The organism is Flavobacterium araucananum (genome assembly GCF_002222055.1).
Lineage (GTDB): Bacteria > Bacteroidota > Bacteroidia > Flavobacteriales > Flavobacteriaceae > Flavobacterium > Flavobacterium araucananum.
This window is the reverse complement of the sequence record NZ_MUGS01000009.1, coordinates 637-25,115: the sequence shown is the minus strand read 5'-3', so window position 1 is coordinate 25,115 and position 24,479 is coordinate 637. Positions and strand designations below refer to the sequence as shown.

The window sequence follows — 24,479 nt, the reverse complement described above, 5'->3', positions numbered from 1 at the left end:
TTTTTTTTAATATTTAGGTGCGATGACTCCTTTGTCATCTGTAAAAACAAAATGTTTATTTTGTCTTTCGCCTGAATTAAGTTCTAACTTATATTGCTTTTTTGGATTAACATAAGCTTTTACAAGCTTCGAACCCGGAAAAGATTTTTCTAAAGTAGCTTTTACTCCTTCAGGAAGAGCTTCAAATTTAATTTCCTTATAATCATCCTGAAACGTTACAACGTTCAAAACTGATTTTTTTACTATTGCTGCTTCTGCATTTGTAAATAAACTTCCTAAAATGATTACAGCTGATAAAATTAATTTTTTCATAATGTTTGATTTTTCAATTAGTATTAGCTGATAAAATTAGTCATTTATTTTTTTATAATATTTCCTGAAGCATCTGTATAAACAGTATACTTTTTATCACCACTGGAAATTTCTAACTTGTACTCATTCTTTTCGTTTTTGTATGCTTTTTCAAGCTTTGTTTTTGGAAAAGATTTTTCGACAGTAGATTTTACAGCTGCAGGTACGGCATCGGCCCCAATTTCAGTAAATTCGTCCTGAACCATCACTGACTGTGTCATTGAAGTTTTTACTACAGGATTAGCTGCCTGAACTGACATACCTCCTAAAATGATTGCTGCTGATAAGATTAACTTCTTCATAATATTAGTTTTTATGGGTTACTTAATTATTTTTTAAGAATGTTACCGGAAGCATCTGTAAAAACAGTCGATTTTTCACCTCTTACGGTAATCTCAATTTTATACTCTTTCTTCTCGTTTACGTATGCTTTATCCAATTTTACACCTGGATAAGCATTGTCAAGAGCGGTTTTAATAGCTGCCGGAACGGCATCAATTTCTTTATAATCGTCCTGAACACTTACGGATTTTACCAATGAACTTGTCACGGTTACATTTCCTGCCTGCATGGACAAACTACCTAATACGATAGCTGCCGATAAGATTAACTTTTTCATAATGATATTTTTTTACGGTTAGTTTTTTGATTATTTTTTAATCCATGATCCATCTGCATTAGCAAATACAGAACCTACTTTGTCACCTACTGTAACATCAAGTTTATACTCTGATTTTGCATTTTTGTATGCTTTTGAAAGTACTGCATCCGGATAAGCTTTTTTAAGAGCATCTGTTACGGGAGCCGGAATTTCTTCTAACTTAATTTCAGTGTACTCGTCTTGAATTGAAATTGTTTTTACGATTGTATTTGAGATTGGAGAAGTTGAAGCAAATGATGTTAAACCTCCCAAAACGATTGCGGCTGATAAAAATAGATTTTTCATAATAGTTCTGTTTTAGTACTGTTAATTTTATTTTAGTATTATAAATTTGAATCTTCACGAGAATTCGTCAGATTATTTTTTAATCCAGGTTCCATCTGCATTAGCAAAAAGATTTCCTACTTTGTCACCCACGGTAACATCTAATTTGTATTCTGATTTTTCGTTTTTATATGCTTTCGTAATTACGGCATCCGGATAGGCTTTTTTCAAAGACTCAGCAATTGGAGCCGGTAATTCTTCTAATTTTATTTCTGTGTACTCCTCTTCTACTGCCATTGATTTTACAATAGTATTTGTAATTGGAGAAGTTGAAGCGAATGAAGTTAAACTTCCTAAAACAATTGCGGCTGATAAAAATAAATTTTTCATAATGTGTATATATTTAATTATTAATAGTTGTTTACGCTTTAGATAATGAAATTATTATGCCGTAACTCAAACATTCCCTTCACAACCGTGCAAACCTCTATTTTTAAAGACATTAACGCGATTGTGCCAAAAAAACATATTATCGACAAGTGTGTAATTTTATGAAATACTGTGTAATAAGTATACATAAATTGTGTTTCCTTCGAGATTTTAAACGACAAAACCCAACAAGGATCAAAAGCTTATTGGGTTTCTTTATTGTTATAAAATAAGAAAGGCTGCCAAAATTGGCAGCCTTTCTAGTATTCTTCTAATATTATTCTTCTATAGGTTTCATTTTGAATGTATCCATAAAGGCAGTTGTATAATCTCCTGCAATATATCTTGGATCATCCATTAATTGTCTATGAAAAGGTATTGTTGTTTTTACACCTTCGATAACGAATTCATCAAGAGCTCTTCGCATTTTGCTAATTGCTTCTTCACGAGATTGTGCAGTCGTAATTAACTTAGCAATCATTGAATCGTAATTTGGCGGAATTGTGTAACCGGAATAAACGTGAGTATCTAAACGAACTCCGTGACCTCCCGGCATATGAAGTGTCGTAATTTTTCCTGGTGAAGGACGAAAATCGTTATAAGGATCTTCGGCATTAATACGACATTCGATAGCGTGTAATTCCGGTAAATAGTTTTTTCCTGAAATTGGAATTCCCGCAGCTACCATAATTTGTTCCCGAATTAAATCGTAATCAATAACTTGTTCAGTAATTGGGTGCTCTACCTGAATACGGGTATTCATTTCCATGAAGTAGAAGTTTCTATGTTTGTCTACCAGAAATTCTACCGTTCCGGCTCCTTCATATTTAATGAATTCAGCTGCTTTTACAGCTGCTTCTCCCATTGCGGTACGTAGCTCATCTGTCATGAATGGCGAAGGCGTTTCTTCGGTCAATTTTTGGTGACGACGTTGTACTGAACAGTCTCTTTCAGAAAGGTGACATGCTTTTCCGTATGAATCTCCAACCACCTGAATTTCGATATGACGTGGTTCTTCAATAAGTTTCTCCATGTACATTCCGTCATTTCCAAATGCAGCCGAAGCTTCCTGACGTGCGCTTTCCCAAGCTTTCAATAATTCTTCTTCTTTCCAGACAGCACGCATTCCTTTTCCACCACCACCGGCAGTAGCTTTAAGCATTACCGGATAACCAAATTCTTTGGCCAATTGTTGTGTTTGCTCAAAAGATTCTAATAATCCGTCTGAACCTGGTACACATGGAACTCCTGCAGCTTTCATTGTTGCTTTTGCAGAAGCCTTGTCTCCCATTTTATCAATCATTTCAGGAGCAGCACCAATAAATTTGATTCCGTGTTCCTGACAAATTTTTGAGAATTTTGCATTCTCAGAAAGAAATCCATATCCTGGATGAATTGCATCTGCATTTGTAATCTCTGCAGCGGCAATAATATTTGACATTTTCAAATACGATAAGTTACTTGGAGGAGGACCAATACAAACCGCTTCGTCAGCAAACTTAACATGTAGACTTTCTGCATCGGCTGTAGAGTAAACTGCTACAGTTTTGATTCCCATTTCTTTACATGTACGAATTACACGAAGTGCAATTTCTCCTCTATTCGCAATTAATATTTTTTTAAACATCTTATTTTAATTAGATAATTAGACAATTTGATAATTAGATAATTTTAGATGGTTAGCAAAACTTTTATTGTGAACCGTTCTAAAATCTAAAATCTAAGATCTAAATTTATTTATGATGGATCAACTAAGAATAAAGGTTGGTCAAATTCTACAGGAGACATATCATCTACAAGAATTTTTACAATTTTACCTGAAATTTCTGATTCGATTTCGTTAAATAATTTCATTGCTTCAATTACGCAAAGAACATCCCCTTTTGCAATAGTACTTCCAACTTCAGTAAACACTGGTTTGTCCGGAGATGGTTTTCTATAGAAAGTTCCAATAATTGGAGATTTAATAATGATGAATTTAGAATCTTCAGCAGGAGCCGGCGCCTCAGAATTTACATTAACAACTACTGGTGCTTGTTGAGGAACAACTGCTTGTGGCAATGTAGCCTGAGGTAATTGTTGTACATAAGTAGTTTCAGTTACATTTCCTTCTAAAGTTGTTCTGATCGTGATTTTTACATCATCCATTTCTAACTTTACTTCTGCAACTCCCGAATTTGCTACAAATTTGATTAGGTTTTGAATTTCTTTTAAATCCATAATGATTTGTTTTTAGTTTTAATTTATTTCTTATCGTAAGCCCATTTTAGGTAAATAGATCCCCAAGTGAATCCACCACCAAAAGCGGCAAAAATAATATTATCTCCTTTTTTGAACTGGTGTTCAAAATCGCTTAATACTAATGGCAATGTAGCTGAAGTTGTATTACCATACCTTTCGATATTCATTAATACTTTTGATTCTTCAAGATTCATTCTGCTTGCAGTAGCGTCTATAATACGTTTATTAGCCTGATGTGGTACTAGCCAGTTAACATCTTCATTTGTCAAATTGTTTCTTTTCAAAATCAATTCGCTTGCATCGGCCATATTGGTAACAGCAAATTTAAAAACGGTTTTTCCGTCCTGAATAATATTGTGTTGATTGTTTTGAACGGTTTCTAAAGTAGTTGGTATTAGAGAACCTCCGGCAGGAATTTTAAGATAGTCGCGACCTAAACCATCGCTTCTTAAGTATTCATCTTGTAAGCCTAAGCCTTCATAATTTGGTTCGAAAAGAACGGCACCCGCTCCATCTCCAAAAATAATACAGGTGGCTCTGTCTGTATAATCTACAATCGATGACATTTTATCGGCACCAATCAACAGTACTTTTTTGTATCTTCCTGACTGTATGTAAGCAGCAGCAGTCGACATTCCGTATAAGAAACTGGAACATGCAGCTTGCAAATCATACGCAAATGCATTTTTAGCTCCAATTTGTGTTGCAACAAAAACTCCTGTAGAAGCCACGGGCATATCTGCAGTAGCTGTTGCCATTATAACCATATCAATCTCTAACGGATCAATATTTGCTTTCGCAATTAAATCCTGTGCTGCTTTTATAGCAAGAAACGATGTTCCTTTATCAGCATCTTTTAAGATCCTTCTTTCTTTAATTCCAGTACGAGTAGTGATCCATTCGTCATTGGTATCAACCATTGTTTCTAGTACTTTGTTTGAAAGAACAAAGTCAGGAACGTAAGCTCCAACAGCGGTAATTGCGGCTGTGATTGTATTCATTATATTCTATTATTTCGTTTCAAATAGTATGTATTTGAAAAATTTTTAAAAGACTTGAAAATTACAAAAAAAAACAAAACGAATTTGTATCTATTTTCTTAAAAACAGAAAATTATAACCAACAAAAAAAACTCTCACTATGTGAGAGTTCCAGTATAATTTACAAAAACGTATTAAGCAACCGCTACAGATTTATCGATAACAACTTGCCCTCTGTAATACATTTTACCTTCATGCCAGTAAGCTCTGTGGTATAAATGTGCTTCTCCAGTAATAGGACATGTAGCGATTTGAGCTACAGTAGCTTTATAATGTGTTCTTCTCTTATCTCTTCTTGTTTTCGAGATTTTTCTCTTAGGATGTGCCATTTTACTATATTATTTATCCGTTAATAGTTTCTTTAATTTGTCCCAACGCGGGTCAATATCTTCTTCTTGTTTACTCTCTTCTTTTTCGTCTTTGACTGTGTTTATGGTCAGTTCATTTAGTTTCTTCAAGGCTTCTGTCTGTAAACTTCCGTCTTTTACTCCTGGATGAACCCGTTTTAGCGGTACCGAGAGGGCAATCATTTCATAAATGTATTGTGCAACATCTATTTCATGCTCTCCGTGTGGCAAGATCAACAACTCTTCATTATCATTATTAAATTCATCCCCAAAACGAACAATCAGCTTCATTTTACCTTTTAAAGGCAAATCAAAATCTTCGCTTGTCAGATCACAAGGTACATTTACAGTTCCTTTGTGTTTGAATTCCAACTCTAACATGTTGCTTTTCTTATCTAAAACCAAACCTACTTTGATATCTGAACTTTGAAATTCATCGTAATCAAAGTTCTCAAAGAACGCGTTACTTATTTGATACTCAAAATGGTGTTTTCCTAGCTTTAACCCTATAAAAGGAATTAAAAATTCTTTTGTTTTGCTCATCTCAACATCAATTTCACCAACCCTAATCTAAAAATCAGATACCTGAATTGGGGTGCAAAGATATAAAATTATTATAAAACTAATAATCTTATTCACCTTTTTTTGTTTATAACTGTTTTTCTTTTATTTTAAGAGGTTTTTTACTAATCTCCTCATACTGATTACGCGAGTGAAAAATATCGATTGCAAGATAAACAGCTTCTTTAAATGAATTAAAATCAGCCATGTCTTTTCCAGCAATATCATAAGCTGTACCGTGATCCGGCGAGGTTCTGATCTTATTTAAACCTGCTGTATAATTAACTCCTTTTCCAAAAGACAAGGTCTTAAAAGGAATTAATCCCTGATCGTGATACGTCGCTACAATAGCATCATATTTTTCATATTGACCGCTTCCAAAAAAACCATCAGCAGGAAAAGGTCCAAAAACCATCGTTCCGGCATCAAATATTTTCTTTAAAGCAGGCTTTAAAATCAAATCATCTTCTTTTCCTATCACTCCGCCATCTCCTGCATGTGGGTTTAATCCCAAAACAGCAATTTTTGGTCGTACGATACTAAAATCCTGAATCAAAGATTTTCTAACGGTCTCAATTTTTCTTGTAATCAATTCTTCTGTCAAATGCGACGAAACTTCACTCAAAGGAACATGATCTGTCAATAAACCAACTCTTAGATTATCCTGCACCATCATCATCAAAGCATTTCCTTCTAGCTCCTGATCTAAATAATCGGTATGTCCGGGAAATTTAAAATCTTCTGACTGAATGTTGTATTTATTAATTGGAGCTGTAACCAGCACATCTACCAGGCCTTCTTTTAGAGCCTTGGTTGCCGCAACAAATGATTTTATGGCATACTCTCCTATTTTCTCATCGTTTGTTCCTAAATTAATATCGACACCTTCTTTCCAGAGGTTGTAAACGTTTACTTTTCCGGGCACAACCTGATCCAATTTATCAACACCATGAAACTGAACCGTCGAGGTAAAGCTCTTTTTTACAAAAGAAAGGATCTTGGCATTGGCAAAAATAACCGGTGTACACATTTCTAACATGCGAGAATCTTCGAATGTTTTTAGTATAACTTCGCTTCCAATACCGTTTAAATCTCCAATTGAAATTCCAACAATTATATTTTCTGCTTTTTTATTCATGTGCTCAGGTTATTTATTACTAATTTTGATGTGCAAATTTAGTAAAATAAAACAACAATGTTTACAGGAATTATAGAAACCCTTGGAAGGATTCACGAAATAAAAAAAGATCAAAACAATCTGCACGTCACAGTAGACGCTTCTATCACAAATGAATTAAAAATAGACCAAAGTGTTTCGCACAACGGAATATGCTTAACGGTTGTTGCCATAAAAGATTCCTTTTATACGGTAACTGCGATCGAAGAAACAATTTTAAAAACAAATATTGGCGACTGGAAAGCCGGAGATGTTGTAAATCTGGAAAGAGGCATGAAACTTGGCGACCGTCTTGACGGACACATTGTACAAGGTCACGTAGATCAAACCGGAACCTGCATTAAGATCGAAGAAGCAAACGGAAGCTGGAATTATACTTTTGAGTATGATAAAAACCTAAGCAATATTACTATCGAAAAAGGTTCTATTACAGTAAATGGGGTGAGTCTTACGGTAGTAAACTCTAAAGCAGATGAGTTTAGCGTTTCGATTATTCCGTATACTTTTGAAAACACCAATTTTAAAAACTTTAAAGTGGGCACAAAAATCAATCTGGAATTTGATGTTGTGGGAAAATACATCTCGAGACTTTATTCGATCAGCAAATAAAATCCAAAACTATTTTACAAAAGAAAAGCTTCAATTTATATTGAAGCTTTTCTTTTTAAGTTGTATTTATATATCGTGTACAGTCCAAAAGACAATGCAGCTATAAGCAGTAAAAATAAGTTTTGATCGATAGCCCCTCCCGGAGGTGGCGGTGGTACAGCACTAGGAGCCATTGGCGCAGGTGGTGTAGCAGCAATAGCAGCTGACAAATTTATCAAAGTCAAAAAAATTGCAACAAAAATGGTCTTTATTATCTTCATAATTTTAACATGCTGCAACACAGCAAGGTAGGTTGTTAAATTTATCTATTTTAATATAATTCGCACAAAAACAGAGGCTTAGATTTAATTCTTCGACAAATGTATAAGATTTTCGCAAAAACACAAGATTTAAATCAAAAAAAACTTCATTAAAACGATCTTCTCTCTTTATATACTAAAAACAAATTCAAAAATATAAATTTATATTTCAATAACTTACGGATAAATTTGCGATTTGGATTTTTATAAAGACGTTTTCTCTAAAAAAATTACAGCATCCTCAAGAATTATCTCTTTAGTTTTTTTATCCATTTGATATAAAACTTCGTACAACCTGACTATACAGGTAAAAAATCTTCAACTATAATAGTTCTTTCCTACCCTTTACAAAAAAAAAACATAAAACAACTGGCAACTAAATCATTAACAAACTGAATAATGCTTGTTCTAAAATAAAATTGTATTGTTGTTTTTAAATGCACACCAAAAAAAGGTTATTAAACTTAAAAAAAAGCAAAAAGACGACCTGCCCATTCCCCTTCATTTAAGTAAGATTATTATCATATGTACGATTGCAGTCTCCTATTCTACATTTACTATTATTTAATAAAAAATCTTACAATTTTATTTGGCTGTTAATTTTTATATCTATATTTTCGTCCGTAATTGATTACTAACTTTGCTTTTATTCCTATAAAAAGCAAATCAAAAAAAGTACTTTAAATACAAAAAAGAGGTATTCTAAAATCAGTTGGAATACCTCTTTTTTGTCTACACTAGTTACAACATCAAAGGGTATCCTAAAAACAAAATATTTTTTAACAACTTAACAATTTAATTATTTTTATATGGCATTTAAAGCAATTTTAGAATTTGAAGGAAACGAGTACCAGGTATTATTTTCAAAAGTAGATCTAATCAGACACACTGATGGTAAAGGAGCAGTTTCATCTGAAATTAAAGGAGGTAGATTAAATTTAAAGTTAAAATCTACAGACAACACTACTGTTATTGAGCAGGCAGTAAACAGTCAGCACAAACCGGTAAGCGGAAAAGTAAAGTTTTTTAAAGCTGATTCTGAGCAAGTAATGAAAGAACTTTCTTTTGAAAACGCTTTTATTGTATTCTTCAGTGAGCAGTTAGATGCTTTGGCTGAAACTCCAATGACTACTGAGATCACTTTCTCTGCAGAGAAAATTACATTAGGCAATGCAACATTAGATAACAATTGGGCAAGAGTTTAATTTTTATTCTTTAATAAAAGCGGCACTAGTGCCGCTTTTATTTTGCTTACTAGTTACTATAATCATTAGAAATAACTATAGTAATTACTCATTTCAATTTTATTAATAGCCTAAAAAACCATGATACAAGAAAAAATTATATTCGGAGTTGATAGAAAAGAAGTTTCTCATTTTACTTCTATCGAAGTCGTGCAAAGCATCAACAACCATCATCAATTTACCATAAAAGTACCTCACTCGGTAATAGAACAACCCAGATCTTTTACTATGGAAAATGCTCAAAATTGGCTGGGCAAAGTGGTGCATATCGCTTTGGAGAGGCAAAACAATTTTCTGGGAATAGTAACCAATATTCAGTATGCGCAGGAATTAGGGCATGTTGGGAGTCAAATTATCCTGACAGGTTATTCTAAAACCATTTTATTAGAGTCAGGAGAAAAGCTACATTCCTGGGAAGACAGCACTTTGCAGGAAATCGTGCAGGAAATCATAAAAAATGCAGCAGGCGAACAATTGCAAAACGACATAAAACCTGAATATATATCCAAAATTGATTACCAGACACAATATCTGGAAACTGATTTCAGGTATATTCAGCGTTTATCCAAACAATACAACGAATGGCTGTATTATGATGGTGAAAAACTATTTTTTGGAAAACCAAAAGCCACAAACAAAACAACAAAATTAACCTACAATAAAGATTTATACAACCTAAACATATCAGTGCAGGCCACCCCAAATCAGTTTTCAGGTTTTACCTATAATGAAAATTCCAACACCCTGTATCAAGCCAAAACTCAGGAAAGAATAGAAGGATTGCCAAAACTGGGCAATCAGGCCTTCGACGCTTCCGAAAAAATATATTCAACGCCTTCTTTTGAGTACGGGCGAATCGCTACGGGCGATGATATGTTTTTAGAAACTATCTTAAAAAGAAGACAGGAAAGCAGTATGGCCGATGCTACTTTTATTACGGCAACCAGCAGTAATAATACCTTAAAAATAGGGGCTGTAATCACCATCGAGTCTCAGCAGGTTATGGATAAACTTGATGTACACAATAAAAAACTAGACACCAGCAAGGTACATTACCAAACCTACGAAATTGGGACTTATATTATTACCGAAATTACCCATAAAGCTACCGATATTGGCGAATATGAAAATAGCTTTAAGGCCCTGCCGGCTTTTATAAAAAAACTGCCAGAGCCACCAATAACTTTTCCGCAGGCTCAAACCCAACAAGCTATAGTAGTCGAGAATGCCGACCCCCAGAATAACGGAAGAATAAGAGTAAAAATGCTTTGGCAGCAAACCAAAAACCTAAGAACACCGTGGCTTAGAGTTATGACTCCCGATGCAGGAACAAGCTCAGAAGTTTCTACCAATAGAGGAATGGTTTTTATCCCGGAAGTAGGAGATCATGTTATGCTTGGTTTTCGCTACAACGATCCTGACCGCCCTTTTGTAATTGGTAGTTTGTTTAATGGGAAAATTGGCGCCGGCGGGCAAGACAACAATAATATCAAAAGTATTTATACCAGAACCGGAAGCACCATAACCTTTGATGAAGGCGTAAGCAGCATTTTAGTAAAAGACCCATCAGGCAACACTTGGTTTATGGACGGAAAAGGGAATATCAATGTTACTGCACCAAAGAATATTACCATGCAGGCAGGAGAGGATTTTATTGTCAGCGCAGGTAAAAATGTAAAAATTGATGCGGGAGAAAACATGGATTATGATGCCGGAAAAAACATCTCTCAAACAGCCGGTAATGATTTAACTCAGACCGCAAGTGGAGATATTACTGAAAGTTCTGACAATAGAAAAGAACTGGTTGATAAGGATTTTTTGCGTCAGGCAAATATCTCTAATGTAGTAGCTTCCGGAGTTACTATTTTTAGCAATAAAGAGAATTTAACCCTGCAAAGCGGTAAAACGGTAGAGGTTAATAGTGTAGAGAAATCTAAAATGTTTTAAATTATGGCAATCAACAAAATTTCTAAAAACAGAACAGTGATGGTTAAAAATGACTATAATTTAATAGTTGGTGGTAAATTAACAAAAATCGCCAATCAATTTAATATGGAAGCCACAACGGAGAACCTGACTTTAATATCAAATAAAAAAATAACATCCGATGGCAACAAACATTAGTTTTGGCAACTACACGCCACCAGATAAAACGGAAAAAGAGATAAAGGAAATGACCTTAGCAGTGCTGTTTGACGGTACCTTAAACAACCAGCGTAATACCTACATTAGAAAAGAAAAAGAAAAAAAGAAAAAAGGAGTTTCTTATGATAAAGATGCTGTAAAAGATGATCCTTGGGGTGTGGACAAAGACAGTTATGATAATGATTATTCTAATGTAGCCAGAATACAGGAATTTTATTCATTAGGAAAAGATAAAGCATTGTATATTGAAGGCATAGGTACTCTGGATGGAGATACGGATACTCTTGCGGGTTATCTTACAGGAACAGGCGAAACAGGCATAAGAGCAAAAGTGCGCTCGGGTTGCGAAAAAGTTTTTAACGAGGTATCCAAACTTAAGGGCGCAAAAGTAAATTTAGTTTTAGACGTCTTTGGTTTTAGCCGTGGCTCGGCAGCGGCAAGAGCTTTTGTTAATGAAGTTACTAAAGGGGCTTACACCGCCAGCAAAGTGTGGGATTCAGAGAAAGAGAAATGGAACTACTATGATCTGGACTCAAAGAAAGTCGAGAAAGAACAGTTGCCCAAACGAGGTCATTTGGGTGTGTTGTGCGAGAAAAATGAAATTGAAATCAATACCGTAAAAATTCGGTTTGTAGGGTTATATGATACTGTTTCATCCTATGGTGTAAATTTTGAAGATGATGCGACAGGCAAAGATGATGTTCGGGAAATTAATTTGAAAGCAATAAGTGATAGTGCTGTTAAAAATGTAGTACAAATAGCAGCAGGTCATGAATGGCGCAAAAACTTTAACCTTACCAATATTAATAGTGCCGGAACTAAAGGCATTCAATACCTGTTACCCGGCTGTCACTGTGATATTGGGGGCGCTTATGAAAATGGATCTTTTGAGCAGGACCATTTTGTTAAAATGGACAAAGACGGCAGAGATGCAGCAATGAAATACGGCTTTGCAAGTAAACAATTTGAGCCTTTTAAGGAAAAATACAAAAAAGAGTTGGTAGAGAGTGGCTGGTACAAACCAGATCAGTTAAAATTTGTAATGGTCACAGACGATTATAACATTATGTACAAAGGTACCCGCTATATAGACCAGAGGTACAGCTTTCTATCCTTACATTTTATGAGTGGGTTTGCCAAAGAAAAAGAGGCAGGTTTTGATATAGATGGTATAAAGAAAAAATTTAAAATACCTGAAAAAGCAGGTGATAAAGAGCATATTTTAGGTTATGTCAAAAAGAAACTGGAAGCGTACATAGAGGCTGTAAAAAACACCGAAGATTACAAACGTTCGACCCTATCTTATAAAAAGTATCTTGATTTTGCCAATGAAAAAACACTAATTAACACCAACTTGCATTGGTCTGCCACAGACAAAACGGGTCATGGACCAAGAGCGAATCAAATAAGAAAAATAATAGATGGATAATCCTATAAAACAATTAATCAAAATTATACTCTTTATTACCTGGAGTATAAACCTAACTTCTTGCCAATATTTTACCATGAAAGAATATAAATACGATGCTTATGCCAGTTGCGATAAACAATACCAAATTACTGTTTATTCAAGCTCTTTTCACACTCCTAATGGCTTTTTGCCACTTGTAGGGCCTACTGGTACATTAGGAGGACCTTGGGGTTCAGGTGGTAGCGATGTAGTAGGTGATGGTTTTAATGAAGTGCCCAAAGATTTAAGAATTCATTTTTATTCAGAAACCGAAGATAAATTTTATGAAAGCACTTTTGATTTACCATCAGAAGAAATAGAGAAATTGCTACAAGAAGAAAGCACTGACCCGTTACGTCAAGGTAAAACCTTTGATGACTCACAATCCGGCAAAGTATTAAAATACATGAAGTATGACCAGATCATTGCAGGTGTTTCTTTGGGGGGCGAAGTTACAGTTTGGATGGCAGGCATGAGAGAGCAAAAACTAATAGCCACCTATTATGCAAAAGAAGTACCAAATGTAAAATGGGAAAATATATCTGAATACGGTACCCGTGAAGAAAATATGCAAGACAATATGAATACAATATTTTCAGAAAGAGTAAAACAAGAAATAAAAAACAAAACATTGCCCTATAAATTATGGCAAACCTATAAAGAAAAATACAATTGGTCATTTAAGCTAACAGGCACAAATGGAGAGAAATTAAATGAGATGTATTTTAAAATGATCAATGCCGAAGAAGAAAGTATCTATAGCAACAATCCTTTATTAAATAATGATCCTTATCAGTCCAGGGCTATTCCTTATAATTTAGAGCCAAGATGGCAAGATGCATCAGGACAAAAATATGTTGCTGATATTATGTTGCGGGAAGACATTAAATATTATTTAAATAAATATCATTCTGAAATAATTAAGGATCAAAACCCACAAGATTTTCAGGAAGAAGAAATATTTAAAGCATTCAATAGCCTGGATAAAAACAAACCCATCGAAATCTTATTTAAAGTTAACGGTTCTAATAAAGAATGTAAGGTAATAGTAAAACAAGAAAACAAAGAAATTCCGTTGACCAAAATAATTGTCAGGGTTTTTAAGGATTAATTGCGGGATTTATTTGTGAACTATAAAATGGAGTATATAGAAATAAATTGAAATTTATGACTGCACAATATTTAAAAACTGTAACACTATTTTCCGGAATAAGTTTAGTAGCATTGTTGGGAATAGTTGTTTCCTCAACAATTATGATAAGCCTATATGATATGGACCAAAAAATACAAGGCTGGGTAAATTTGTTATGGATTCCGTTTATAATTGCAATACTAATAATAGACAGAATTTGTGTGAGGATATTTGGAGTAAGGAAAATTAACAGAATTGAGATGTACATCTTGGGAACTATGCTTTTGTTATTCTCATTTTATAGAATGTTTATTTTTTTTTCAGAATTGTAGACTAATTTTTAACCTGCAAAACAATAAAATCCTATCAGGAAAATAGATTTTGAGAATATGTGGAAGTATGAAGATTAAAAAAGGGAAATTCATAAATACCTTAGGTTGCAACATATCTTTTCTTCGAAAGTGTAAAATTGAACAAAAAACATGAAAAAAAATATTTACTTCTTGATTATTATTGCTATTCTACTATTATTATTTTTAGACAGATGTACAACCTATAACATAACAACAAATGATTTATTTAAGTCAAAAGACTTAAATAATTCTAAAAGTCTTATAGAAAAACCACAATCTAAAAATTATGAAATTGTACCAGTAGAGGGCACTTTTCCTATATTGTACGATAGTATTAATAATGATTTTTACGTTTCTAATAATAAGGGATTGACTAAATACGATTATTTAGGTAACATTGTTATTTCTGATGATTTAGCAAAAGAAAAATATACCTCTGTTTTTGATTTCGCAAATTTTATTCCATATGTATTGGCAGAAAATGGGGTGTATGATTTTTCAGGAAAGAAGCTGGTTTATACTAAGTTTTTGCAAGTACTAAATTCTCAAAATGAAATTAAGGACGCTGACTTTAAATTACTATTTGAAAAGTATTACAACGACGCTGAAGTGGTAGTTTATGATACCGATAGGAATTTTGATTATCAGGCTGACAACATTCCCATGTATTTTAAAATAAAAAACAATTGGATTTTATTATTCTCACAAAAAGGAGATCGTAGGTTTACACATTGTCTAAGCAGCGAGTTTGAAAGTGAGACTATTGGTCAGATCGATTTTTTAAATTTTCCAGCAAAATTTGCTGGTAAAAGATTAATTGTTTTAAAAGACCAGAATAAAAGAATTTATTCTACCAAACAGATTGGCGAAAAAATAGATGATAATTATCTAAAAATGTATTCTGCACAACTGTTAAAAGAACAAAAATTTGATTACCAAAGTTCAAATTCAATTCAATTGATTTCTCGAAAAAAAGAGGAGTATTATTACACGGGAGGTTTTTTTGATTTTCCGGATTGGGTTGCCCCATCTTTTATAAACACAGGCTATTATCAAGTTATTTATAACAACGAAAGTTTATTTTTTAAAGAGAAAGCAATAAAGTATTTTAAGGATTCAGAATGTAAAAACGATTTATATTTATACGAATTACCCAAGCATTTGAGAACAAAATCAAAAGTGGCATTTATGCACTATGCAGTTAATGTTGGTGGCTATGCAAACGATAGTACAGGTGTTTATGAGCCTATCATAAAAAATGCAGGGTTGTATATTTTGAGACAAAAAACTATCGCTGACCATTTGGCAGGAATGTAATTTTTGTGGTAAAATCTGGTTTGGAGTTCAAGTTTGGGTTTATTCAAAGAATAACGTTAGCGGCAATTTTACATAACAACTCTATAAAGAACAGGCAAATGAAAAAAAAGATTTAATAACAGCAATATTGCTAATTACAGCTTTACTGGTAGCAGGCTACTTATTTTTGGGGGCAATAGCTCATATTGGAAGTCATACAGGAGTTAGATAACCTGTTTATCCATACTTTATCACAACAGGACAAACGTGGAAGTATGAAAATCAAAAAAACAAGAAAGACATAAATACTATAACAGAAAAATGAAACTAATCTATCTTACAAAATATCCTATTAATGAAGGAGATACGCTAGAGAGTGTTGCCAAAAAATTAAATATTCAGACAGAATACTTAAAAGAGGTACACAATGCTAAAGCTGGCTTCTGGGATAAAATAAGAAACAGTTTTCCTAAACACCTGACCGAAATTTATGTTTACTCAGATGTATTAGAAGAACAATCCCCCAAAAAAGAGGTACAAAAAGAAATAGGAAGCAACCTGTTTCCGATGCGGTTTTATACCCAAAAAACCTATGGTTATACGCTTGAAAATTATGAGGGAGATCTGCTCAAAAACAAGATTCAGTATGAGGTAGATGCGGTTTATAAAAAAAACGACTATAATTTTAAAATTATAGAAATAAACCGCAAACAAGTTTATGTAAACCATAAAATGCCTGAAGTTGCAGTAGAACAACTCTTGGATAAAATCGCTCAAAACATGTTCCCTATCGCGCTGCGAATAAGCGATACCGGAGAAATAAAAGGAATTGCAAACCATACCGAAATAAAAGAACGCTGGCTTGCCAATAAAGACGAACTAACGAATTATTACAAAAAAGAACAGTCTGATACTATTATACAAAAAGCTGACTTGTACTTTAATAACGAAAATACATTGCTGGGAATGCTGTCTAAAAATTGGTTTTTTAACCTGTTTTTTAAACCTATATATGCTCATTATCCTGAAAAAAAAGAAATTCAATATACAGCCAAAGTACCCTTCCTGTCCAACAGATTGGTAGAATATGAAATAACACAAACCCTGAAAGACCTTTATACGATGAGTGGCAAAGTGATCATCGATCATATAGCAAAAACAATAGATCACAGAACTGTCAAGGAAGTTTTGCAAGACAAAATGGTACTAGAAAAAGACCGTCCTAACATTCAATTGATACAATCTGAGGGAAATGTACAATACAAGCTCAATAGCACTGATAATAGTATATTTTCTATACTAGGAACTTTCAGTACCAAAATGAGCAACGAGAAAATCAACAAAATTCAGGTAGAAATATATCAACAATAAATTTTTGTTTGAATCTAAAAAATAAAAAATTATGGCCGAAAAACACGTAGTTGTCCATGGAGCTACTTGCCTGTGCAAGTTTAGCGAAGCTCCTCAAACCGATATTTTGCAGGTAAAAACACACTCTAAACATTATGGCAATGACAAAGACGGAGCCAAAAAACTCATTGCTACCACCAAAGAAATTGGGCAGACGCTAAAGGCAAATACCTTTGGCAAATGCAAAAAACAACCCACAGGTTTTAGTTACAAACCCTGCCAGGCCGTAATTACAGAGTGGAGTAGTTTTTATCAGGAAGTTGTGCTCTCTAACCAGGGCCAGATCCTGCTGGAAGACAGTAAAGCCACTTGCCCAATAGGAGGACCAGATTGCATAAGCATAAAAAACCACGGACAGGTTGCAGAGTTAAGCCAGCAAAATATAAAAAATACCAGTCCTGAAGTTGCAACCGAATTATTTCCCGGCTTTGATTTGGATGATTCAGAAAATGATATTTTAAAAATACCTAATGATTTATAATCCAAATGAGATGGAAAACGAAATACACATCATACCTCAAAAGGTAGAAGAAGGACAACAATACGACCCTAAACTAAACAGTTTATTGTTAAAAAAAGCAGCGACTTTTGCTATAAAAATAAAAGAAATAGAGGACTTAAAAAAACAAAGACCTATAGCCCCTAAACTCTTAAACGATTTATCTCAGAACTATAATTTACTAAGCGAAACAGGAAAATGGAATTATACGGTTAATAAAAAGCAATATGATATTGATCTAGAAAAATACAATGCAGAACTAAAGGTATACAATGAAAATTTAAAAAAATTCGACGACTTAAACTGGACCTGGCAATTAGTATATAACGGATTAGATCCCAATAAAATAACACATTATGATGCTTTTACAAAAGGCATTCATGAGCGTATCTCATTTCCTGAATTATTAGAAGGAGGAGGTATTGCGTGGCTTGAGGCGTGGCATGAAAATGAAAAGCCCAAAGGAACATCTCCCTTTGGGATGTATGTGCAGGCAGAAGGTATCGCCAGGATTGTTCGTACAGAATGGACGGATTGCAGGTACAACACAATTAATGAGATTACACCAGTAGCTTTTGGATCTAAGGTCATACTACATATTTATACTGCCGGACTGTATGGTCAGGAAGTCGATATATATTTGGAAGATAGTGAAGCTTTTAAACCCAATGACAAGCTGAAAATTGCTGAAAAAGATTTTTTTAATCGCGAAGTAAAAGTTCATAAACTAAAACCCGTCGATCTTAATAAAAAAGGCGTATCGGGTATTCTGACAATTAATGATGCCCCGGTAAATTATGCTCAAAAAATAGAAATAGAAGTAGTTCTTGATAGTTCCTGGATAAAAACGGCAGGAGAAAATCTAAAAATATTTCCTATCATAAAATCTGTAAAAACAGGAACTTTTTTTACCGGTTTTAGCAGGAGTTATTTGCTCGTAAGTACAGATAAAAAAAGTATAACACCAGATCAGGAGCCAATTCCTGCTACCAATATGCCATTGATTGTAGGGGATATTGAGACCAATGTGTCGCATTTTCAGCATTGCAGGTACGATAGTGTAAAGCTCGATGGCACCTCAATTTTTGATTCTAACAATATCTATCAGCGAATAACAAACACAATCAATGTAGACGTTATTGCAGGAAAGAAAAAAGCCCGCTCCCTGGATTTTGATTTTAAAACTGACGAATGCGAAAATAAACCTGTCAAACACATTAACAAAGAACTTACCGTACTTAGCATTCCTAAAGATTATGAGCTAAAAGTTGATGCCAGTTCTAAGGCGGAGCATAAGGCTAAAAAAGAAGAAAAGGAATTAATAAAAACAGAATCGAAAAGTAGCTCCGGTATTACATACATGGGCGGACTAAAAACAACTCAAAAAGAAGCGGTTCCTAAAGAAAAAGGAATAATAACGGTAAAACAAAATCAAATAGAGTTTGATGCGTTTTATAATTATGACATTTCTATGGATAGTCCGTCCAGATATATTGATGTAGCAAAATATTTCTGGCTTGGTAATCTTGAAACACAAGGCAAACTTTCAAAAATAGAAGCACTGGCAAACACTTGTGCTTTTAAGCAAAACGTAAATATTACTATTTATCCGGACATAAAATGGAGTATTGTTTTTGGCTTTAATGTTAAAAAAGACCAATTAACAACACTTATTCCTTCATGGGATCAGAAAAAAACAATTGAAAAATTCAGTTGGGATGGCAACAAGTTTACAGAAAAACTTCAGGAAAAACTCAATACGGAGACTAATGAAGATACCAAGAGAGAAATACAGCAAAAAATAGATAATGAGAAGAATAAAAAAGAAACTTTAGATAAGATAAATCAAAAAACACTTGATGTTTATAAAAATGTTTATGGCGAAGCAAAACCAAAACCTAATCCTGTAGATAAACCCAATACCACGAAAGGAAAATTATCTACTTTACTCAAAATCATGCAAGATGTAGATGTGTCTATAAAAGCACAAATATATGAAGATACTAAACTAGAGCTGACAAGGGATTTTTTCGAAAACACAGCAGCTCTGGCCAAACAGTACAAAGACCTTTTTGAGATGGTAAAATGGGTATCTGACACCATTCAAGGCAAGAAAGATACACCCAAAAACAAAGCAGATGGAGACAAAGAGATCAATGAACTCTTAAGTGATGCACGATCACGATCAAGAATTAAAGGTCTCGAAGAATCACTCACCCGATCTACGCAAGAGGTAGAGATCTTGTATCCTAAATTTAAAATTGGGGCCGATTGGAAATTTGAGCTTGTCGATCCCAAAAAATACCCTGCCTTGACAGGACGCTCAGGATTGGGCTACAATGTTGCTTTTATGGCAGACCCACTAATAGGGATGAAAATTACGTGGCATATTCTGGATTTGCTTTGCCGCAGGCACCCTATCGCTTATGCAGTGCTGGCAGCAGTAAAAACATTATTGGCAGCTTTGGGCGATAACCCAGACGGTATAGTAGTAGATTTTTGGGTACAGGGACAAATAAGTACTGATCTAAGTTACAAAGGCAACGTACTCGCAGGACCCCAAAAAATAACAGCCAAAGGCGATGCGCATATTACAGCAGGAGTTGAACTCTCTATAAATATTAAAGGCGAATTGGTTGTAGGAAAATATACTTCCGTCGCAGAAGTAGGTGTTGGTGCCAAAGGAGAAGTAGGCTTGGGTATTGTTGGAACCTTAGGGGTAGACGACGAAGGGATTTGGACGCAATCGAGCCTCGTTTTTGATGGTATAAAACTAACTTTTACAGCCATAATCGGAGCGAGAGTTAAAAAGAAGATTTTAAAAAAAGATGGAACTGTAGAAGAAATAGAAATAGTTGGAGGAGAATCAAAAGTAGAAATAGAAATTACCATGTTGGAACATACTTTTGAATCAGATAAATTTTATTTAAAATAAAGAATATGAACAAATACATTATAAAAACAATGGCAGTAGCAACGATTTTGATAACTCTAAACGGTTGCGCACAAAACACTAAAAAACAAGAAAGTATGAGTACTCAGTTCCAAGATAAAATTAAAAATAATTATAAAAATATAAAAATTTACGATTACAATCCTGTATATCAAATACGTTTTGATAAATATAATTGCCCTATCGAAATTTATATCAATGAAATATTGGTAGTATCATTATTAGATAATGATCGATCTGCAGGGGAACAAATTATACAAATTCCAGAATATATTCTTAAAAGTGGATTACAAACTATTAGAGTGAAAATTTATCCCTTATTAGATAAAAATAAAAATTTTGAGAAATTTGTTTCTAGAGATCTCTGGTTAAAGTTAAGAGTTACTTATCAAGATTACGAAAAAGATAAAACTGCTGAAGCCAAAGAAGTTTTTAAGGCTGAGTTACCAAAAATTGAAGAAGATTCTCCTTATCTTGAGTTTAAAAGAGAATTTAAAGCCACAGTTCCTTATACGCTAGAAGGTTGGAGCAAAGGAGTTGATTTGAGCAAAGAAGACCCTGAAAAGCTAGAGGCAGAAGTAAAAGGCAGAATGAAAGAAATTGCCGACTTGTACCAAAATAAAGATATTGAAGGGCTAATAAGAGAACAATATAAGAGAATGCAGGAAGTTGACCAATCTTATTATTTCCATACTAAAAAAAATTCAGAAGATTTACTGGTTGAACTGCAAGAATCATTAAATGAGTCAAAAAAAACAGAACTTTTAGAAGGTAAAATGAAACTAATGGCTAACGGGAAATTGGTCACAATATTAGTTGATAAAGGTGTATTCTTTAATGAGGGTATAATACGCACGGACATTGGAGATTCATATGCTTTTTACCCACAATTTTTTTATCGCCCGAGCCCTGGAGCAAAACTCGAAATTATTAGATAAATATGAAATCAACTTATAAATTTTTCTTGTTTTTTAGTCTGTTATTGTTGCAAAACAGTTGCGCACAAAACACTAAAAAACAAGATACTATGAGTACAGAATACAGAGATAAAATTAAAAATATTTATAAAAATGTTAAATCATACGATTACAATCCTATATATCAAGTAAGATATGATAAATTTAATTGTCCTCTTGAAATTTATGTGAATGACATATTAGTTATCTATTTACCTGATAGTGGTAAATCTGCAGGAGAACAACATATTGATATACCAGAATATATTCTAAAAAGTGGCTTGCAAAGTATAAAAGTGAAAATTTATCCCTTATTAGATAAAAGCAAAAATTTTGAAAAATTTGTTTCTAGAGATGCAAAATTAAAATTAAGAGTGGTTTATGGTGATTATGAAAGAGAACTTAAAAATTGGGATAATTTTAAAGAAGTTATGAAAGCTGACCTACCCAAAATAGACAAAAACTTACCCTTTATAGAATTGGAAGGAAAATTTACAGCTACAGTTCCTTATACATTAGAAGGTTGGAGCAAAGGTATTGATTTAAGCAAAGAAGACCCTGAAAAGCTAGAAGCAGAAGTAAAAGGCAGAATGAACGAAATTGCCGATTTGTACCGAAATAAAGATATTGAAGGATTAGCAAAAGAACAATACAATAGACTAAAAGAAATAGATCAAGCTTTTTATTTTACTACCAAAGAGAATACTGCAGAATGGGAATCTCAGCTACAAGAAGCTTTAAATGAATCAAAGAGTTTAGAATTACTAGATGGTAAAATGAAAATTATGGCTGATGGAAAATTAGTAACCATATTGGTAACAGATGGTTCTTTTAGAAATCAATCCATAATTCGTAGTAGAGTCGATGGAGGTTATTCTGATTTTTACTCTCAATATTTTTATCGCCCGAGCCCTGGCGCAAAACTCGAAATCATTAGATAAAGATGAAATCAACTTATACATTTTTCTTGTTTTTTAGTCTGTTGTTGTTACAAAACAGTTGTGCACAAAACACTAAAAAACAAGAAAGTATGAGTACAGAATACAGAGATAAAATAAAAAACAATTATAAAAACGTAAAAATTTACGATTACAATCCTATTTATCAAGTTCGCTATGAAAATTATGATTGTCCAATGGAACTTTACATTAACGATGTTTTGGTTGTTTATTTAGCAGGTGGAGGTAAATCTGCGGGAGAGCAAATTCTCCAAGTACCCGATTATATTCTTAAAAGTGGAATACAAAGTTTTAGAGTGAAATTTATCCATTGTCAGATAAAAATAAAAATTTTGAAAATTTTGTTTCTAAAGATGCAAAACTAAAATTAAGGGTAACGTATCAAGATTACGAAAGAGAAAAAAATGGAAAACATACTGAAGTTATTAAAGCTGAATTGCCTAAAATAGACAAAGATTTACCTTTTATAGAATTGGAAGGAAAATTTACAGCCACAGTTCCTTATACGTTAGAAGGTTGGAGCAAAGGCATTGATTTAAGCAAAGAAGGCCCTGAAAAACTAGAGGCAGAAGTAAAAGGCAGAATGAACGAAATTGCCGATTTGTACCAAAATAAAGATATTGAAGGGCTAATAAGAGAACAATATAAGAGAATGCAGGAAGTTGACCAATCTTATTATTTCCATACTAAAAAAAATTCAGAAGATTTACTGGTTGAACTGCAAGAATCATTAAATGAGTCAAAAAAAACAGAACTTTTAGAAGGTAAAATGAAACTAATGGCTAACGGTAAATTGGTCACAATATTAGTTGATAAAGGTGTATTCTTTAATGAGGGTATAATACGCACGGACATTGGAGATTCATATGCTTTTTACCCACAATATTTTTATCGCCCTAGCCCTGGTGCAAAACTAGAAATTATTAGATAAATATGAAATCAACTTATACATTTTTCTTGTTTTTTAGTCTGTTGTTGTTACAAAACAGTTGCGCACAAAACACTAAAAAACAGGATACTATGGGTACAGAATATATAACTAAAGTAAAAAATATCTATAAAGAAATAAAATCATACGATTACAATCCTATATATCAAGTGCGTTATGAAAATTATGATTGTCCAATGGAACTTTACATCAATGATGTTTTGGTTGTTTATTTAGCAGGTGGAGGTAGAACAGCAGGTGAACAAATTATACAAGTTCCTCAATACATCCTTAAAAGTGGTATACAAACCACAAAAGTAAAAATTTATCCATTATTAGATACAAATAAAAATTTTGAAAAATTTGTTTCTAGAGATACTCAATTAAAATTAAGAATAACGTATCAAGATTACGAAAGAGAAAAAAATGGTAAATATACTGAAGTTATGAAATTCAAACTACCGAAAATAGACAAAGATTTACCATTTGTAGAATTGGAAGGAAAATTTACAGCCACAGTTCCTTATACGTTAGAAGGTTGGAGCGAAGGTATTGATTTGAGCAAAGAAGACCCTCTAAAGCTAGAAGCAGAAGTAAAAGGCAGAATGAACGAAATTGCCGATTTGTACCGAAATAAAGACATTGAAGGATTGGCAAGAGAACAATATAGCAGATCAAGAGAAATTGAACAATCTTTTTATTCTAATACAAAAGAAAACTCAGAAGAATTAATCACTGAATTGCAAGATGGGTTAAAGGAATCAATAAAAACAGAAGTATTAGAAGGCAAAATGAAACTAATGGCGAACGGCAAGTTGGTTACAATATTAATTAATAAAGGGCCTTTTTTTAATAAAGCAATAATTCGAGATAAACTTAAAGAAGGTTTTGTTGTTTATCCTCAATATTTTTATCGCCCCAGGCCAGGTGCAAAACTCGAAATCATTAGATAACTATGAAATCAACTTATAAATTTTTCTTGTTTTTTAGTCTGTTGTTGTTGCAAAACAGTTGCGCACAAACTAGTAAAAAACAGGATACTATGGGTACAGAATACAGAGATAAAATTAAAAATATTTATAAAAATGTTAAATCGTACGATTACAATCCTATATATCAAGTAAGATATGATAAATTTAATTGTCCTCTTGAAATTTATGTAAATGACATATTAG

At 33.3% G+C, this 24,479-nt stretch carries 27 protein-coding genes; 15 read left to right on the top strand and 12 right to left on the bottom strand.

Going from position 1 to position 24,479, the window contains the following annotated elements:
- Positions 1–6: 6 nt before the first annotated feature.
- The 11 genes from B0A64_RS07805 to pdxA all read right to left on the bottom strand — a co-directional run bounded on the left by B0A64_RS07805 (position 7) and on the right by pdxA (position 7,032).
- Positions 7–312 (bottom strand): hypothetical protein, encoded by a 306-nt coding sequence (locus B0A64_RS07805; protein ID WP_089478958.1) that lies wholly within the window; start codon positions 310–312, stop codon positions 7–9.
- 44 nt (positions 313–356) lie between these two features.
- Positions 357–653: a PepSY-like domain-containing protein gene (locus B0A64_RS07800; protein WP_089478957.1), complete on the bottom strand. Its 297-nt coding sequence runs from the start codon at positions 651–653 to the stop codon at positions 357–359.
- Positions 654–679: 26 nt separating this feature from the next.
- On the bottom strand, positions 680–970 hold the full coding sequence (locus tag B0A64_RS07795; RefSeq protein ID WP_089478956.1) for a hypothetical protein: 291 nt from the start codon (positions 968–970) through the stop codon (positions 680–682).
- A 30-nt stretch (positions 971–1,000) separates the two neighbouring features.
- A complete protein-coding gene (locus B0A64_RS07790) occupies positions 1,001–1,297 on the bottom strand; it encodes a hypothetical protein (RefSeq protein WP_089478955.1) in 297 nt (98 codons plus the stop codon).
- Between the two features lie 72 nt (positions 1,298–1,369).
- Positions 1,370–1,666 (bottom strand): hypothetical protein, encoded by a 297-nt coding sequence (locus tag B0A64_RS07785; RefSeq protein ID WP_089478954.1) that lies wholly within the window; start codon positions 1,664–1,666, stop codon positions 1,370–1,372.
- A gap of 316 nt (positions 1,667–1,982) precedes the next feature.
- Positions 1,983–3,332: an acetyl-CoA carboxylase biotin carboxylase subunit gene (gene accC / locus B0A64_RS07780; protein WP_089478953.1), complete on the bottom strand. Its 1,350-nt coding sequence runs from the start codon at positions 3,330–3,332 to the stop codon at positions 1,983–1,985.
- Positions 3,333–3,442: 110 nt separating this feature from the next.
- The gene (accB, locus tag B0A64_RS07775) at positions 3,443–3,925 is read right to left on the bottom strand and encodes an acetyl-CoA carboxylase biotin carboxyl carrier protein (RefSeq protein ID WP_089478952.1); all 483 of its coding nucleotides are present in this window, start codon (positions 3,923–3,925) and stop codon (positions 3,443–3,445) included.
- A 23-nt stretch (positions 3,926–3,948) separates the two neighbouring features.
- Complete coding sequence (locus tag B0A64_RS07770) at positions 3,949–4,947, bottom strand: beta-ketoacyl-ACP synthase III (RefSeq protein WP_089478951.1); 999 nt, start codon at positions 4,945–4,947, stop codon at positions 3,949–3,951.
- Positions 4,948–5,120: 173 nt separating this feature from the next.
- Positions 5,121–5,315, bottom strand: coding sequence for a 50S ribosomal protein L32 (rpmF, locus tag B0A64_RS07765; RefSeq protein WP_007137315.1), 195 nt, complete (start codon positions 5,313–5,315; stop codon positions 5,121–5,123).
- A 9-nt stretch (positions 5,316–5,324) separates the two neighbouring features.
- Complete coding sequence (locus B0A64_RS07760) at positions 5,325–5,876, bottom strand: YceD family protein (protein WP_089478950.1); 552 nt, start codon at positions 5,874–5,876, stop codon at positions 5,325–5,327.
- Positions 5,877–5,982: 106 nt separating this feature from the next.
- Complete coding sequence (gene pdxA / locus B0A64_RS07755) at positions 5,983–7,032, bottom strand: 4-hydroxythreonine-4-phosphate dehydrogenase PdxA (protein WP_089478949.1); 1,050 nt, start codon at positions 7,030–7,032, stop codon at positions 5,983–5,985.
- 57 nt (positions 7,033–7,089) lie between these two features.
- On the opposite strand from pdxA, the gene B0A64_RS07750 reads away from it, so the two are divergent.
- Positions 7,090–7,680 carry a riboflavin synthase gene (locus tag B0A64_RS07750; protein ID WP_089478948.1) on the top strand — a complete coding sequence of 197 codons (591 nt, stop codon included), beginning with the start codon at positions 7,090–7,092 and terminating at the stop codon, positions 7,678–7,680.
- A 35-nt stretch (positions 7,681–7,715) separates the two neighbouring features.
- Here B0A64_RS07750 and B0A64_RS07745 read toward each other — a convergent pair whose 3' ends face one another.
- Positions 7,716–7,940 (bottom strand): hypothetical protein, encoded by a 225-nt coding sequence (locus tag B0A64_RS07745; protein ID WP_089478947.1) that lies wholly within the window; start codon positions 7,938–7,940, stop codon positions 7,716–7,718.
- A gap of 848 nt (positions 7,941–8,788) precedes the next feature.
- Here B0A64_RS07745 and tssD point away from each other — a divergent pair.
- From tssD to B0A64_RS07675, 14 genes are all read left to right on the top strand, one after another.
- Positions 8,789–9,184 (top strand): type VI secretion system tube protein TssD, encoded by a 396-nt coding sequence (gene tssD / locus B0A64_RS07740; protein ID WP_089478946.1) that lies wholly within the window; start codon positions 8,789–8,791, stop codon positions 9,182–9,184.
- Positions 9,185–9,304: 120 nt separating this feature from the next.
- Positions 9,305–11,170 (top strand): type VI secretion system Vgr family protein, encoded by a 1,866-nt coding sequence (locus tag B0A64_RS07735; protein WP_089478945.1) that lies wholly within the window; start codon positions 9,305–9,307, stop codon positions 11,168–11,170.
- Between the two features lie 3 nt (positions 11,171–11,173).
- Positions 11,174–11,347 carry a hypothetical protein gene (locus B0A64_RS25110; RefSeq protein WP_165769779.1) on the top strand — a complete coding sequence of 58 codons (174 nt, stop codon included), beginning with the start codon at positions 11,174–11,176 and terminating at the stop codon, positions 11,345–11,347.
- On the top strand, positions 11,331–12,797 hold the full coding sequence (locus B0A64_RS07730; protein ID WP_089478944.1) for a T6SS phospholipase effector Tle1-like catalytic domain-containing protein: 1,467 nt from the start codon (positions 11,331–11,333) through the stop codon (positions 12,795–12,797). Before B0A64_RS25110 ends, B0A64_RS07730 begins: the two co-directional genes overlap by 17 nt.
- Complete coding sequence (locus tag B0A64_RS07725; RefSeq protein ID WP_089478943.1) at positions 12,790–13,929, top strand: DUF2931 family protein; 1,140 nt, start codon at positions 12,790–12,792, stop codon at positions 13,927–13,929. Before B0A64_RS07730 ends, B0A64_RS07725 begins: the two co-directional genes overlap by 8 nt.
- Positions 13,930–14,432: 503 nt before the next feature.
- On the top strand, positions 14,433–15,620 hold the full coding sequence (locus B0A64_RS07715) for a hypothetical protein (protein WP_089478941.1): 1,188 nt from the start codon (positions 14,433–14,435) through the stop codon (positions 15,618–15,620).
- A 300-nt stretch (positions 15,621–15,920) separates the two neighbouring features.
- The gene (locus B0A64_RS07710; RefSeq protein WP_089478940.1) at positions 15,921–16,970 is read left to right on the top strand and encodes a hypothetical protein; all 1,050 of its coding nucleotides are present in this window, start codon (positions 15,921–15,923) and stop codon (positions 16,968–16,970) included.
- A 31-nt stretch (positions 16,971–17,001) separates the two neighbouring features.
- Positions 17,002–17,490, top strand: coding sequence for a DUF4280 domain-containing protein (locus B0A64_RS07705; protein ID WP_089478939.1), 489 nt, complete (start codon positions 17,002–17,004; stop codon positions 17,488–17,490).
- A gap of 10 nt (positions 17,491–17,500) precedes the next feature.
- Positions 17,501–20,443 (top strand): hypothetical protein, encoded by a 2,943-nt coding sequence (locus tag B0A64_RS07700; protein WP_123875889.1) that lies wholly within the window; start codon positions 17,501–17,503, stop codon positions 20,441–20,443.
- Between the two features lie 5 nt (positions 20,444–20,448).
- Complete coding sequence (locus B0A64_RS07695; protein ID WP_089478937.1) at positions 20,449–21,399, top strand: hypothetical protein; 951 nt, start codon at positions 20,449–20,451, stop codon at positions 21,397–21,399.
- A gap of 89 nt (positions 21,400–21,488) precedes the next feature.
- Complete coding sequence (locus B0A64_RS07690; protein ID WP_123875888.1) at positions 21,489–22,358, top strand: hypothetical protein; 870 nt, start codon at positions 21,489–21,491, stop codon at positions 22,356–22,358.
- An 89-nt stretch (positions 22,359–22,447) separates the two neighbouring features.
- Entirely contained in the window at positions 22,448–22,741 is a 294-nt protein-coding gene (locus tag B0A64_RS07685) for a hypothetical protein (RefSeq protein ID WP_123875887.1), read from the top strand.
- On the top strand, positions 22,687–23,307 hold the full coding sequence (locus tag B0A64_RS07680; RefSeq protein ID WP_089478934.1) for a hypothetical protein: 621 nt from the start codon (positions 22,687–22,689) through the stop codon (positions 23,305–23,307). The genes B0A64_RS07685 and B0A64_RS07680 overlap by 55 nt, the downstream gene beginning before the upstream one ends.
- Positions 23,308–23,396: 89 nt before the next feature.
- Positions 23,397–24,257 carry a hypothetical protein gene (locus B0A64_RS07675; protein WP_123875886.1) on the top strand — a complete coding sequence of 287 codons (861 nt, stop codon included), beginning with the start codon at positions 23,397–23,399 and terminating at the stop codon, positions 24,255–24,257.
- The last annotated feature ends 222 nt before the right edge of the window (positions 24,258–24,479 follow it).